This is a genomic window from Paeniglutamicibacter cryotolerans (genome assembly GCF_014190875.1).
GTDB classification, from domain to species: domain Bacteria; phylum Actinomycetota; class Actinomycetes; order Actinomycetales; family Micrococcaceae; genus Paeniglutamicibacter; species Paeniglutamicibacter cryotolerans.
Genome location: NZ_JACHVS010000002.1, coordinates 87,111 through 100,715, shown reverse-complemented (window position 1 = coordinate 100,715; position 13,605 = coordinate 87,111). Strand labels below are relative to the sequence as shown.

Sequence of the window (13,605 nt, the reverse complement as noted above, 5' to 3'; positions counted from 1 at the left end):
CATGGCGGCTTTCGACGCTGGCAGGGAAGGTGCCGTGGGCGGGGAGCGGGATCTCACAAGTGCCCGGCGGGCAACGCGTGCCCGCGATGGCCTAGGCTTAACGGCAATGATGAATAGACGAGAAGCCGCCATTGCCCTGGATATTTCCATGGAGATGGCCAAAAAGCACGGCATCCCCGCGCGCCTGAGCGAAGCCGAATTCGCCGCGATCCAGGCTACCCCCCCGGGGTGGCTGGTCCAGTCCATGGCCAACCGCCAGGGCAAGCGCCCGGTCTGGGTCCACCTGACCTGTGCCGTCTGTGGATACTCCGAGGCTGCCCGCCCGAAGAAGTGGTGGCCGGAGTTCAGCTTCGTGCACTGTTACGACCACTCCCCGGAGGACCTGCCGGCATTGGAGCCGGGCATGGTCCGCGCCGAATACCAGGAAATCGGCACCCGGATGTTCGGCATCGTCGACGAACCGGCCTAACCCCCCCTGAGCATTGGAAGAGGACCTCGGAACACGATATTCCGAGGTCCTCTTCGTCTCGGCACGAGGGCGTGCGAGACGATTGGCGTCGTCAAGACCGCGCTGTCGTTCCCGGCCGTCCAGCCCACCCGGTCCACCACGCTGATGGCCGGACTCGCCTTCATCGCCCTGCTTCCGTTGACTCAGCGCGGACGATCCTGCCCCGGCTGGGGAGCGGGGATCAGTTTTCGCGCGCCAACGGCCGGCTCGACTCCGTCGGGCTCACGGCCACCGGGTTTGTTGGTCCTCCGCTGGGAGTGATGGTGGCGGCCACCGGCATCCTCGCCGCCTTGCCATGCCAGCAGCCTTGTGGTTCGTCGCCTGCTGCGTCCGGTTCCTGCTCCCGGGCCTCTTCCGGATCGAGAAGATCCTGCGCATACTCACCGTGATGACCGGGGTGTTCAACTTCGCTTCCAGCGCCGCCTTTCATGCTCATCGCACCCTTGCCGTGGTCCCGGCCGCTGCCATGGCGCTGCCCCTTGTGAGGTTCGGCCCGCTGCTGACGGACACCGCTGGGTGCCTTCGTCCACGCACCTGACCTGACCACGAGCCCGTTGATCATGGGCCCGGTCCTCGTCGTGAGCGGCAGGTGTTGAGTGCCGTGGCACGTCATCTCCGTGGCCCTGCGCCAATGCTTGTTCCCCCACTATCTGTTGGGCAGTGCCACCAGCCCCTCTCGCATGCTGGCCTGGGGCACCCACGATGCCAAGTCCGGCATCATGGGTGCGCTGACGCTTGCTCTGCTCGGCTTGATGCCCGCCCTGAGGGACAAGGCAATTGCACAGGCCGATGTCGAGGCCTGGATGACACGGCCCGTTCGGCGAGCGGATGGGCGCAGCAGGTCACCTCGAATGACTGGTTCGCTGCGACGTCCACACGGCGTCTGCGCGAAGGAAACGATTCCCCGGTGGACGGCGGGACCGACCACTACTCGGATCATCGTGAAACCTGCACGATGATGACCTGCACTTTCTTCCGACCGTCGTAGCGGAGGTCGTAGCTGACGTAGAACCCCAGTGTGTTGCCCTCGCCCACGACAAATGAGGCATCGCCGCCATGATCCCGGCTCGTCTGCTCGATCCAGGCCTCGACCGGGACCGGGTCAAACCCATAGTCCACCACAGCGTCGCGAATCAGCCGCACGTAGTCTTCATAGGATTCCGTGGTGAGGAAGTAGGTGATGATTGTCAAAACCGGGAAGTCGTCAGTCGTGACAAACCGGACATGGTCTGTTTCCGCTTCGAGCGTTCCCGCGCTGCCCTTAATGGACAGCCGGAACTTCTCACCGGTGTTTGCGACGACGTCGGGGGCATAGGCCGAGTCCGGCAAACCGACATCCGATTTGGCGATGGAACCGGCGCAGAAGTCGAACCGCAGGGAGTTGGAAGCCTTCGCCCTGGCGACTCCCAGCTCGTCGAGTGTGGAAAACTCCGCGGTGTCCTCCAGCTCCTCCGGGGAAAACGAGGGCGGACCACTACTCCTGCGAATCACGAAACCGCAGCCACCCAGCATCGAACCAAGCAGCACGGCCGCGCCGGACAAAGCCGCCCTGCGGTTGAATCGATTGATCGTGGAATCGGGCATCATGAGTCCTTTCGAAAGCGGGCCGGACAAAGCCGGCCCTCCTTGCCGGCGTTAGGAAACGGCGCTCGGATCCCAGGCGGTGCTGCGTGCGGTGTCCAGCGTCGCCTGGCCCAGCACGCGGGTGCCCTGGTAGACGACCATGGTCTGGCCCGGCGCCACGCCGCGCATCGGCTCGAGCAGGCTGGCCACCATTTCGGGCTTCCCGTCTTCGCCGATGAGAACGCGCGCCCGGGCGTCCACCGGATCGCCGTGCGCGCGGACCTGCACCATGCAGTCGAACTCCTCGCCAGTTCCGGCTTCGGCGATGGGCAGCCCGGCCCAGGAGACCTTGATTCCGCGCAACAGGTCCACCGCCAGCAGTGCCTCGGGGCCCACGATGACCTTGTTTTCCTTCGGCCGGATTTCCAATACGAAGCGCGGCTTGCCGTCCGCCGCGGGGGTGCCGAGCTTCAGGCCGCGGCGCTGGCCGACGGTGAAGGCATTGGCCCCGGGGTGGGTACCCATCTTGTTGCCCTCTGGATCGACGATGTCGCCCTCGGTCATCTCGATGCGCTCTTCGAGCCAACCGCGGGTGTCCCCGTCGGGGATGAAACAGATGTCGTGGCTGTCGGGCTTGTTCGCCACGGACAAGCCGCGGCTCTCGGCCTCGGCACGAACCTCCGCCTTGGAGGGGGTGTCGGCCAGCGGGAACATCGAGTGGCTCAGCTGTTCATGGGTAAGCACTCCCAGCACGTAGGACTGGTCCTTGGCCCAGTCCGCGGCGCGGTGCAGCTCGGGGTTGCCCTCGGCATCGGTGATGACCTTGGCGTAGTGCCCGGTGCAGACCGCGTCGAAGCCCAGCGCTATCGCCTTTTCCAGCAGCGCGGCGAACTTGATCCGCTCGTTACAGCGCATGCACGGGTTCGGTGTGCGCCCGGCGGCGTACTCGGAGACGAAGTCATCGACGACCTCTTCCTTGAACCGCTCGGAGAAGTCCCACACGTAATACGGGATCCCCAGCACGTCGCAGGCGCGCCAGGCATCGTTGGAGTCCTCGACCGTACAGCAGCCGCGCGAACCGGTGCGCAGCGTGCCGGGCATCCGGGACAGGGCCAGGTGCACGCCGACCACCTCGTGGCCGGCATCGACGGCGCGCGCCGCCGCGACGGCGGAGTCGACCCCGCCACTCATTGCTGCCAATACCTTCATCGTGAAAACCCTGTTCCTGCCGTTTGGATGCTGCTCATTTGCCCTGCCATGCCGGCCTTCCTGGCCCGCGCATATGCTTCGGGAAGTGCCGCAGCGAGTGTGTCTATGTCTTCCGCAGTGGTGCTATGCCCCAGGCTGAAGCGTTGCGAACCGCGGGCCGTCTCCTCGTCCCTGCCCATGGCCAGCAGCACGTGCGAGGGCCGCGGGACCCCGGCAGTGCAGGCCGAGCCGGTGGACGAATGGACACCGAGCATGTCAAGTACGAAGAGCAGCGAATCGCCCTCGCACCCGGGGAAGGTGAAGTGCGCGTTGCCCGGAAGGCGCAGCCCTGCATGCTCGGGATCCGGGGTGCCGTTCAGGACTGCCTCGGGGACCAGCGCGGTGACAGCGGAAATCAACGTATCGCGCAATCTGGAAAGGCGTTCGGCCTCGACGGAAAGGTGCGTGGCCGCCTCCCGGGCCGCCGTGGCGAAGCCGGTGGCCGCCGCCGCGTTCAGGGTGCCAGAGCGCAGTGCGCGCTCGTGGCCGCCCCCGTGGTTGACCGGTGTCAACACCACATTGCGGCGCACTAAAAGCGCGCCGATGCCCACCGGCCCGCCGATCTTGTGTCCGCTGACCGCCATGGTGGCCAGCCCGGAATCGGAGAAGGAGAGCGGGACGGCGGTGAAGGCCTGGACGGCGTCCGAATGCACCGGGATGCCGTGGGGTTCGGCGAGCGCGACGACCCGCTCGATCGGCTGGATGCTGCCGACCTCGTTGTTGGCCCACATGCAGGTCACCAGCGCGACGCTACCGGGGTCGGCTGCTATCTCGCGGGCCAGGACCTCCAGGTTGATGACCCCGTTCGCGTCGACCGGCAGCCAAGTGACCTCGGCTCCCTGTGCGGAGACGAGCCATTCGACGGTGTCGAGCACCGCGTGGTGTTCGATGGTGCAGCACAGGATACGGGTGCGGGCGGGGTCCTCCGTCCGGCGGTTCCAGTACAGGCCCTTGATCGCCAGGTTGTCGGACTCGGTGCCACCGGAGGTGAAGATGACCTCGGAGGGGTGGGCGCCCGCGGCCGCGGCGAGCTGTTCGCGGGCCTCTTCCATGACGCGGTGGGCGCGCCGCCCGGCACCGTGCAGCGATGACGGGTTGCCGGTGGCCGCAAGTTCCCGGGTCATCGCCGCCAGCGCCGTCGACGCCATCGGCGTGGTCGCGGCGTGGTCCAGGTAAATGGGGGTCGTTGGCACCCGTCAATTCTAGCCGTTGACAGCGGTTTCCGGGGCAGAGACGTTCCACACAGCTATGCCGGTCAGTATCCCGCCTGGTCCGGTGAGGAGTTGAGCGTGTCTCCGTGGACGTCGAGGCGCGAGTCGGCGTTCACCGCGTGGGCCTCAAGCTCCGGGCAGGCCACCAGGGCCCGGACCAGCTCGATGCTGCCGCCGACAATGGTGGAATCCTCATAGATTTCTGAGGAGAGCATCCAGGCCTTGTCCCACGGCCAGGCCAGGTTCGGGGACCGGCGTTCGTCGCCGAGGCTGCCGCTGGCCCACGCCGGCGCCGCCAGGTCAGCGGCATCGCCCTCGAAGAGGTAGAAGGCCCGGTAGGCATCGCCGAGTTCGAGCAGGGCGCCGTGGCGGATGGCGTCGGCGAAGCCGGGACGCTTGGCCTCGGCGTTCTGGCGCGCCTCCTCGGCCGCCTGCTCCTCCACACTGAGGTCCGGATCCCTGTCCACCAGGACGGTGACGGCATCCCCGCCGTGGATGAATGCGAAGCCGTTCCACAGGCCCAGATGGATCCTTTCCGGCGTGGCCGTATGCGTGGCGAGGATCCGGGCGGCCGCTGCAAGTTCCGGAGCCGGCAGGCCCTCGGACGTGGGGTTGTCCCCGTCCCAGGCGTCCTCGACCAGTGCGCTGCCGTCGTCGGAGATGCCGGAAATCGAGGCGAATTGGGCCTCGCCGTGCATCAGGGTGCCTCGCTCCCGGGCGATGGCCGCCCAGGGAACCAGGGTCCCGTCCAGATCCAGTGCCGGGTGGAAGATCCTGGCGTAGGCCTCGAAGCCGCGCGGCACCTGCCCGGCAACGAGGTCCCGTCCGGCAGGACCCTCGGCGTCAAGGGCGTCTACGATCCATTGTCCGGGTTCGGGTCCGGTGAAATACAAAGCCATGGAACCAGCGTATCGGCTGCTGCTGCGGACACCGCACGGGGCCTGCTGGTATGAATGTGTTATCGACCCAAGGAGTCAACGTGAGCATGTATCTTCCCGAGCTGCACTCCCCGGTGCATCGCTTTGCCCATCGCACCCTGGATTTCCGCCGGCAGGTCGCGTTGATGGCGATCATCAACCGCACACCGGACAGCTTCTACGACGGCGGTGCGACGTTTTCGCTGCAGGCGGCCGTGGGTGCCTCGATGCGGGCGGTCCAGGACGGTGCGGACTGGCTGGACATCGGCGGCGTGCCCTTCTCCCCCGGGCCAGCACTGTCCTGGGAGGAGGAGGCGGAGCGGGTCGTGCCGGTCATCGAGGCCGTACGCCGGCGCTCGGACGTGATCATCTCGGCCGACACGTTCCTGCCCGATGTCGCCGCCGCCGCGATTGCCGCCGGAGCCGACGTCATCAACGACACCACCGGCCTGAGCCATCCGGAGTTGGGCCGGGTCGTCGCCGATGCCGGGGTCCACCTGGTGCTCACCCATTCACTGGCGGCCCCGCGCACCACCTACCCGCGCCCTCAATACGACGACGTGGTCACCGACGTGGCGGACTACCTGCGCCGCAAGGCCGAGCTCGCCAGGGGCCTGGGCATCGGGGCGGACAAACTGATCATCGACCCGGGCCACGACCTGAATAAGAACACCCTGCACACCCTGGAGATCACCGCCCGCTTCCAGGAGATCGCCGCACTGGGCTTCCCTGCCCTAGCCGCCGTCTCCAACAAGGACTTCATCGGCGAGACGCTGAACCTGCCCAAGCACGAACGGGTTGCCGGCTCGCTCGCCGCAGCCACCATGTGCATCATGAACGGGGCCCGGATCGTGAGGATGCATAACATCCCGGAGGCCAACTCGGCGGTCCGGCTGCTGGAGGCGGCCATGGGCTGGCGCGAACCGGCCTACCTGAAGCACAACATGGGCGAGGCCAACGAGCCGGCACACCCGTTGACCGCCGGGAAGGGCACCGGCGGATGCTGAACCGGCTCTACCCGGCCACGGCCACGGCCACGGCCGTCGACGATGAGACACTTCTCCACTGGTATGCGCCGCCAGCGGGATCGGATCCGTTCGTGCGTTTCAACTTCGTTTCGTCCCTGGACGGATCCGCTACCCACGCCGGGCTCTCCGGCGCCCTGGGCGGGCCGGGTGACAAACGGGTCTTTTCCCTGCTGCGCCGCCATGCCGAGGTGATCCTGGTGGGCGCCGGGACCATCCGTGCCGAGGGCTATGCCGGGGAACTGCTCGATGCCCCCGGGCAGGCGTGGCGCGCCTCCCAGGGGATGGCGGCCCACCCGCGCCTGGCCGTGGTGTCCGGCTCGCTGGACCTGGATCCGGACGGCGAACTCTTTTCAGCTTCCCCTCACCGGGTGCTGGTGCTCGGCTCCCCCGGTGCGGCGGCTGCGCGCCGCAGGGCCCTATCGCGGGTTGCCGAAGTCATCGACTGTCCCACGGACGGGGACGAGTTGACCCCCGCGGGGATCGTTGCCGTGCTGTCCGGACTCGGGCTGCGCATGATCCACTCGGAGGGCGGACCGCGGCTCTTCGCCTCGTTCCAGGGCGCCGGCCTCGTGGACAGCCTCTGCCTGAGCCTCGCCCCGAAACTCGCCGGCGGATCCGGTCGGCGCATCGCTTCCGGCCCTTCCAGGCCGGAGCTGATCCCCCTGTCCCTGCGGCTCCTGCTTGAACAGGACGGTGAACTCCTCGCCGAGTACCGTCGTCCCTGATGGGTTTGGGATTCAGCCCTGCGCGCACCGACAGCGCAGCGCCGCGTCCTCACCGGTAGGATTTCCCCATGCGGGGTAGCCGGTTCCGAACCGGCTACCTGTTTGTACATGAAGGCGATGGAAGGCAGCGCGTGGCACGGGTTCGAACCCACTATGAGGTACTTGGCCTCACCCCCTCGGCAACCACCGCAGAGGTGAAGACCGCCTTCCGGCGCGCTGCCCGGCTCACCCATCCAGACCATGGCGGGGACCCGGAGGAGTTCCGGCAGGTCTCGCTGGCCTACGAGACACTGATCCACCCCGATGCCCGGGCTCGCTACGACAGGAGTTATGCCACGGCATCCGCCTACAACCTCCCCGGCCAGCCCTCCACGCCACGCTCCGGCGCCGGCTTCACCACCTCGGCCTCCGGCAAGCGCCCCACGGCCGCGGACCCGAGCATCTACGTACCGCCCTTCGGCTCCGCCGATTCCCCGGCGCTCGGCCCCGAGACCGCCGCCCAGACGATCCATGGCGCCCCGCGCAAACGCGGGATCTTCGGCGCCCAGGCCCGGATGGCCCGCGAGGCGAAGACCATTTCGCTGTTGTCCGGCCAGGTACTCTCCGCCCTGCCCTCGGCGCGGATGGTCAACGGGTTGCATTCACCCGACGGCCGCGGCTACATCGACCATGCCGTGCTCGCCGGGTACCGCCTGGCCCTGGTGGATTCGATGATGCTGCCCAACGGCGTGTACCGCTGGGACGGGGCGACGCTGCTCCGCGACGGCAAGCGCATCGAACCGCCCCAGATTGCCCCCGCGGTGTTCAGGATGCAATCGCTCTTTCCTGAACTGAACGTGACCGGGTGGACTGTCATCCATTCCCCGAACGGAAACCTGCACGAGCCGGTCATCGATTACGCCCGCGGTGCCGATCCTGCCAGCAGCGCCGGGATCAACGTGGTCAACCCGGCGAACCTGGTCCGTGAGCTGAAGATGTTCCTGGGCAGCGGCCCCTCGCCGAACGTCGTGGACGTGACCGTCCTGTCCCGGCTCATCTCCGGCATGCACTGATCTGCCCGGTTCCCCACACCGGTGCGCCGCGCCCTAAGATAGGGGGCGTGTTCCGCATACTTTTCCATAGCCCAGAGATTCCCGGTAATACGGGTAACGCCATCCGCCTCGCCGCAGTCACCGGCGCCGAACTTCACCTGGTCGAGCCCTTGGGCTTCGACTTCGAGGATTCCAAGTTGCGCCGGGCCGGCCTCGACTACCACGATCTCGCCGTAGTGACCGTGCACAAGAACCTCCAGGACGCCTGGGCCGCCCTGGCCCCGGAACGCGTCTTCGCCTTCACCTCCGAGGGCGAGGAACTCTACACGGACATCGAATACCGAACCGGTGACGTCTTGATGTTCGGCCCGGAATCCGTTGGCCTCTCTGCCGAGGTCAAGGCGGATTCCCGGGTGACGGCCAGGGTGCGTCTGCCCATGCTGCCCTCGCGTCGGTCACTGAACCTGGCCAATGCGGCATCCATCGTGTTGTACGAAGCCTGGCGCCAGCAGGGCTTCGCGGGTTCCACAGGCCACTGAGTGCCGGCTGAAAGCCGAGCCCGGGGCGTTCGCCTATGCTTAAAGTGAAGCCGCGAGGTTTTCCTGAGCTACCTAAGGATGGATATATATGAGCGGCACCGATCCCTTCCACGCCGGCGATGCGTATGAGCCCGACGAGGATCTGGGGATGGACCTGGTTGACCAGGTCGCCGAGCATGGGGACGGTTCCCGTCCGCGACCGTTGAAGAAGTGGATGCTCGTCGTCGCTGCGTTGGCCATCGTGCTGATCGGCGGGGCCATCCTGCTGACGAACCTCCTACCCAAGGACTTCACCTCGATGACCGAGGGCGCCAAGGACAAGGCCGAACAGTCCCAGCCCGTCGAGGGCGGCGGAACGGCGACGCTGATGACTTCCGCCGCCAAGGATACGGGCACCGTCACCCTGGCCGGATTGCCGGTGCTGCCCAATAACGAGTCCTACGTGCTGTGGCTGACCGACGCCAAGACCGACGCCCCCAGCGTGCTCACCGAGATTCCGTCCGCCGGTCAGGGTGCCACAGCAGGGTTCAAGGGCAACAGCGCCATCGGTACGGTGATCCTCACCGTCGAACCGGCCGAGGGCTCCCAGACCCCTTCCGCCGAACCGCTGGTCACCTTCGAACTGAACGACGACCAATAGGCTCGTGCACCCTTCCCCATGCCCGACTGCCCGTCCCGCGGGTCTTGACCTTGACGCAGCGTCAACTTCTACGCTGGTTTCATGAGTCAGGACAACGTGGAATACGGCATCGGCGACCTGGCGCGGCATGCCGGAATCACTTCCCGTGCGCTGCGCCATTACCATTCGCTGGGTCTGCTGCTCCCCTCCCGCACGGCACCCAACGGCTACCGCTACTACGGCGGGAACGAGCTGTTGCGGTTGCAGCGGATCCTGCTCCTGCGGGACCTCGGGCTCGGCCTTGATGCCATCGCCGGGGTCCTGGACGGACAGACGGACACCGTGCCGGCACTTCGTGTGCATCGGAAGTGGCTGGACGCCGAACGCCGCCGCCTGGCCCAGATGAGCCGGACGGTGGATGCGACAATCGCGGCATTGGAACAGGGAGAAGCCATGAGCGCCAAGGACATGTACCGGGGATTCGAACCGAACCCCTATGAAGATGAGGCCCTCACCCGCTGGGGCGATGCAGCGGTGGAGGATTCGAACCGGCAGATCAACGCCCTGGGACCGGAAGGCCGCAGCTCGATGCTCGCCGAGCACGAGTCGATCGCCGCGGAACTGGCGGCCTGCCTCGATGCCGGGCTGCCGGTGGACGGCGCCCGGACCCAGGCCGCTGTGGCCCGGCACCACGCCTGGGTCTCGTTGAGCTGGACGCCAGGGCGGGATGCATACATCGGGCTCGGTGAAATGTACGTGTCGGATGGCCGCTTCACCGCCGCGTATGACAGGCCGAAGGGCCAATCGGCCCGCGATGGCGTGGCGGCCTATCTGTGTTCGGCCATGGCCGTCCATGCCCGGACTGACCTGTCCTAGCCGAGGCGGACCGGGCCACAGGTCAAGAACCCATAACTAAACCGGGAACCCGGGCCCTTTCCTCCGGGTTTCTGCTTGAGTGGGAGGCATGACGAACCTGATGGTCCTGGCCTCCTGCGCCCAAAGCACCACCGAATGCAAAGATTACGGAAGCAATATCGGGGCACTGCTGATCATCGGGGCAGTCCTGCTGGCGTCGCTGGTGGGGTTGGGCGTCTTCCCCTACCGCATCCGCCCCGGTGCGGACAGGAAGCGCTGAATCACCGCCCCTGCGGGTCCCATGTCCCACACCGGCGGCGGAGCCGCGCCGAAACCCGCCGTGAGGCCTTCCAGCGGGCCGACGGGCTCCCAGCTGCACGTCCCTATGCATCGGCCGGCGCTCTGGAAACCGGTTCAGGCGGTCAGGATCTCCGGATCGCCGGTGGTGATGGCAATCGTGTGTTCGGTGTGGGCGGTGCGCGCACCTGTCGCACTGCGCAGCGTCCACCCGTCGTCGTCCAGGACGAGGTTTGCCGTATCCGCCATGGCCCAGGGCTCGATGGCGAGCAGAAGCCCGGGGCGCAGCTCATAGCCCCGACCGGGTCGACCGATATTGGGAACATGGGGATCCTGGTGCATGGTCGAGCCGACACCATGCCCGCCGAATTCGGTGTTTACCTCATACCCCGCAGCTGTCAGCACTGTGCCGATGGCATGTGCCACATCGCCGATGCGGGCACCCGGCCGGGCCGCGGCAATCCCGGCGGCCAAGGCGGTCCGGGTCGCATCGATCAGGCGCTGGTCCTGGGGGTCGCGGGGCGTTCCGACGATGAAGCTCACTGCGGCGTCAGCGACGATCCCCTCCAAGGTGACGGCGAAATCGAGTGTCAGCAGGTCACCGTCGAGCAGCACATAGTCGTGGGGCAGTCCGTGCAGGACGGCATCGTTGACGGAGGTGCAGATGACATGCCCGAAGGGGCCCCGGCCGAAGGATGGCGCGTAATCGAGGTAGCAGGACTCCGCCCCGGCCTCGGTGATCATTTCCGCGGCCCAGGCATTGATCTCGAGCAGGTTCGTCCCGACGACGACCCGCTCCCTGAGTGTTTTGAGCACCAGGGCAACGAACCGCCCGCTTTTCCTGGCACGCTCGATTTCAGTCGGGGTGAGGATTTCGATCATGTGCTTCCTTCACGTCATGCCAATAGCTATCCCGGTATTACTATACCGGTAGGATGGGAGGCATGGTCCGATTGCCCCTGACACCCGAAGAAGTAATGCGCGGCAAGCTCCTGGGCGAACTGCTCCGCTGCGCGCGCGGCGAGCGACCCATGCTGGGCGTCGCCTTGGCAGCCGGAGTCTCGCCGGAGACGCTGCGCAAGATCGAAAGCGGCAGGGTTCCCACACCCTCGTTTTCCACCGTCGCAATGCTCGCAACGGCACTTGGCCTGTCGCTGGACACCGTCTGGGGTGCAATCCACGAAGATGCCGCCCTCAAGCACAAGGCTTCCTAGGCACCGTCCCCCGCCTGCCCGGCGCACCCGCGGCCTCACCGGAGCCCGCGACAGGTCGGCAACCCGCTCGGATCAACGCAAAAAAGCAGCGGCCCGGCATCTCCATGGAGATGCGGGGCCGCTGCTTCACGTGCCTGGGGGCTCTAGAACCCGGCAATGGTGTCGCTGGCGTTCACCGCAACGACGTGGAAGGCCTCGGCCAGGGATCCCGCCTCAAACCCGGCTTCGGCTCCCTTTTGCTCGCACTGCTTGCGCACGAAGCGCTCCATGCCACCCACATCGGGATGTTGGCTCAGGTGCTGGCGCAGCGCCTCGAGCTTCTGTTCAAACGTCGCAGTCACGTCCACCCAGTGGTTCTCGCGCTCGGCCGGGGCACCGTAGAGCCACAGCCACGGAAGCTTGTAGGCCTTCAGGCCTGCCGCCTCGAGCTCCGGGTACGAGTAGGGGTTCTCCACCGCCGGGTAGACGGCACGGGTCACCGCTTCGCCGCAGGCCATGTGGTCCGGGTGGGACTTCTGCAGCCTGTCCCAGTTGCGTTCCGGGTGCTGGGCCAGGACCACGTCGGGGCGCAGCTCACGGATCAGCTTCACGACCTGGGCCATCACCTCGTGGGTGGGCTCCAGGAAGCCGTCTCGTTCACCGAGGAAGTGCACAGTTTCCACGCCCACTTGGCGTGCAGCGGCACGCTGCTCCTCATGGCGCATATCGGTGATCGAGCCGCGGTGATCCGGGTCGAATCCGCCGGCGTCCCCGTCGGTCATGATGCAGTACTGCACCTCGACCCCGGCAGCGGTCCACGCCGCAACAGTGCCCGAGGCGCCGAAGTCCAGGTCATCGGGGTGCGCACCGAAGCACATCACGCGTTTGACCGTCTGGGTTTCGGGATTGAACGTCGTCATGTCAGCTCTTCCGGCGATTGATTTCGGCTGCCGCCTGCGGCAGCACCTTGGCCAGGTCCCCGACGATACCGAAGTCGGCGATCTCGAAGACCAGCGCATCGGGGTCGTTGTTCACTGCGACGATGACCTTGGCCGTCTGCATGCCCGCCTTTTGCTGGATCGCCCCGGAAATGCCCGCTGAGATGTACAGCTGCGGGGAGACCGTCTTGCCGGTTTGCCCGATCTGCGCCGAATGGTCGATCCAGCCGGCGTCAGTAGCGAAACGGGAGGCGCCGATGGCAGCTCCCAGCGCGTCTGCCAGGACCTCCACGGGGGTGAAGTCCCCGTCCACTCCGCGTCCTCCGGCCACCACGATACTGGCGTCCTGCAGGTCCGGGCGCCCGGTGGCCGGGCTCTCGACGCTGCCGGTGATCTGCGCGCCGGGGCCGGTGTCACCGAGCTCCAGCTCCTCGAGGTCCACCTCGGCGGGGATCGGGGTTCCGACCTCGATGCTGTTGGGCTTCAGCGCGAGCACGGGGATGCCGCGGGTCACCCGGGCCGTGACCGTGAAGCTGCCCGCGAGCACGGGCTTGGTGGCGGTGAAGTCGGCAGCCACGTCGATCACGTCGGTGATGACACCCGAATCCAGCTTGATGGCGGCGCGGGCCGCGATTTCCCTGCCGTCCGCGGTGTTCGGCAGCAGGACCGCTGCTGCTTCCACGTGCCGTGCCGCAGCGGCGACCAACGCGGCCTGTGGCGCAATGAGCACCGAGCCCAGGGCCGGGGCCCCGGTGCCGAGAACGGCAGTTGCGCCATGGGTACCGAGCGCGGCAATTGCCGTGGCATCGGCCACTGTTCCGAGCACCGCCACGGGTTCTCCGAGCCGAGCCGCAAGGGTGAGCAGTTCACGCTGGGCGGCGGTCGGTTCTGCCGCCGGGGCGTCAATGTAAACCAGAATCTTTGCCATGTTCT

17 protein-coding genes are annotated in these 13,605 nt (G+C 66.9%); 9 read left to right on the top strand and 8 right to left on the bottom strand.

All coding sequences use genetic code 11. The annotated features are described in order from the left end of the window. Window positions 1-106: 106 nt before the first annotated feature. A complete protein-coding gene (locus E9229_RS13645; RefSeq protein WP_183512150.1) occupies window positions 107-469 on the top strand; it encodes a hypothetical protein in 363 nt (120 codons plus the stop codon). Window positions 470-689: 220 nt separating this feature from the next. On the opposite strand, the gene E9229_RS13640 is transcribed toward E9229_RS13645, so the two are convergent. The 5 genes from E9229_RS13640 to E9229_RS13620 all read right to left on the bottom strand — a co-directional run bounded on the left by E9229_RS13640 (window position 690) and on the right by E9229_RS13620 (window position 5,429). Further along, complete coding sequence (locus E9229_RS13640; protein WP_183512149.1) at window positions 690-1,070, bottom strand: hypothetical protein; 381 nt, start codon at window positions 1,068-1,070, stop codon at window positions 690-692. A gap of 374 nt (window positions 1,071-1,444) precedes the next feature. Continuing rightward, window positions 1,445-2,095 carry a hypothetical protein gene (locus tag E9229_RS13635; protein ID WP_183512148.1) on the bottom strand — a complete coding sequence of 217 codons (651 nt, stop codon included), beginning with the start codon at window positions 2,093-2,095 and terminating at the stop codon, window positions 1,445-1,447. A gap of 48 nt (window positions 2,096-2,143) precedes the next feature. Beyond that, window positions 2,144-3,280, bottom strand: a complete 1,137-nt coding sequence (gene mnmA / locus E9229_RS13630; protein ID WP_183512146.1) for a tRNA 2-thiouridine(34) synthase MnmA — start codon at window positions 3,278-3,280, stop codon at window positions 2,144-2,146. Continuing rightward, window positions 3,277-4,512: a cysteine desulfurase family protein gene (locus E9229_RS13625; RefSeq protein WP_312855711.1), complete on the bottom strand. Its 1,236-nt coding sequence runs from the start codon at window positions 4,510-4,512 to the stop codon at window positions 3,277-3,279. The genes mnmA and E9229_RS13625 overlap by 4 nt, the downstream gene beginning before the upstream one ends. A 62-nt stretch (window positions 4,513-4,574) precedes the next feature. Next, entirely contained in the window at window positions 4,575-5,429 is an 855-nt protein-coding gene (locus E9229_RS13620) for a hypothetical protein (protein ID WP_183512145.1), read from the bottom strand. A gap of 86 nt (window positions 5,430-5,515) precedes the next feature. On the opposite strand from E9229_RS13620, the gene folP reads away from it, so the two are divergent. From folP to E9229_RS13585, 7 genes are all read left to right on the top strand, one after another. Further along, the gene (gene folP, locus E9229_RS13615) at window positions 5,516-6,454 is read left to right on the top strand and encodes a dihydropteroate synthase (protein WP_183513057.1); all 939 of its coding nucleotides are present in this window, start codon (window positions 5,516-5,518) and stop codon (window positions 6,452-6,454) included. Next, complete coding sequence (locus tag E9229_RS13610; protein ID WP_183512144.1) at window positions 6,448-7,200, top strand: pyrimidine reductase family protein; 753 nt, start codon at window positions 6,448-6,450, stop codon at window positions 7,198-7,200. The genes folP and E9229_RS13610 overlap by 7 nt, the downstream gene beginning before the upstream one ends. A gap of 131 nt (window positions 7,201-7,331) precedes the next feature. Then, window positions 7,332-8,252: a J domain-containing protein gene (locus E9229_RS13605; protein ID WP_312855710.1), complete on the top strand. Its 921-nt coding sequence runs from the start codon at window positions 7,332-7,334 to the stop codon at window positions 8,250-8,252. Window positions 8,253-8,299: 47 nt separating this feature from the next. Next, entirely contained in the window at window positions 8,300-8,770 is a 471-nt protein-coding gene (locus E9229_RS13600; RefSeq protein ID WP_183512142.1) for a tRNA (cytidine(34)-2'-O)-methyltransferase, read from the top strand. A gap of 88 nt (window positions 8,771-8,858) precedes the next feature. After that, the gene (locus E9229_RS13595; protein WP_183512140.1) at window positions 8,859-9,410 is read left to right on the top strand and encodes an anti-sigma factor; all 552 of its coding nucleotides are present in this window, start codon (window positions 8,859-8,861) and stop codon (window positions 9,408-9,410) included. 81 nt (window positions 9,411-9,491) lie between these two features. After that, window positions 9,492-10,265 carry a MerR family transcriptional regulator gene (locus E9229_RS13590; RefSeq protein ID WP_183512139.1) on the top strand — a complete coding sequence of 258 codons (774 nt, stop codon included), beginning with the start codon at window positions 9,492-9,494 and terminating at the stop codon, window positions 10,263-10,265. 88 nt (window positions 10,266-10,353) lie between these two features. Then, the gene (locus E9229_RS13585) at window positions 10,354-10,524 is read left to right on the top strand and encodes a hypothetical protein (protein ID WP_183512138.1); all 171 of its coding nucleotides are present in this window, start codon (window positions 10,354-10,356) and stop codon (window positions 10,522-10,524) included. Window positions 10,525-10,658: 134 nt separating this feature from the next. On the opposite strand, the gene map is transcribed toward E9229_RS13585, so the two are convergent. Further along, the gene (gene map, locus E9229_RS13580; RefSeq protein ID WP_183512137.1) at window positions 10,659-11,423 is read right to left on the bottom strand and encodes a type I methionyl aminopeptidase; all 765 of its coding nucleotides are present in this window, start codon (window positions 11,421-11,423) and stop codon (window positions 10,659-10,661) included. A 62-nt stretch (window positions 11,424-11,485) separates the two neighbouring features. On the opposite strand from map, the gene E9229_RS13575 reads away from it, so the two are divergent. Then, on the top strand, window positions 11,486-11,755 hold the full coding sequence (locus E9229_RS13575; protein ID WP_183512136.1) for a helix-turn-helix transcriptional regulator: 270 nt from the start codon (window positions 11,486-11,488) through the stop codon (window positions 11,753-11,755). A gap of 143 nt (window positions 11,756-11,898) precedes the next feature. Here E9229_RS13575 and E9229_RS13570 read toward each other — a convergent pair whose 3' ends face one another. After that, entirely contained in the window at window positions 11,899-12,654 is a 756-nt protein-coding gene (locus E9229_RS13570; RefSeq protein ID WP_183512134.1) for a PIG-L deacetylase family protein, read from the bottom strand. A gap of 1 nt (window position 12,655) precedes the next feature. Continuing rightward, window positions 12,656-13,600, bottom strand: a complete 945-nt coding sequence (locus tag E9229_RS13565; protein WP_183512133.1) for an electron transfer flavoprotein subunit alpha/FixB family protein — start codon at window positions 13,598-13,600, stop codon at window positions 12,656-12,658. Window positions 13,601-13,605 lie beyond the last annotated feature (5 nt).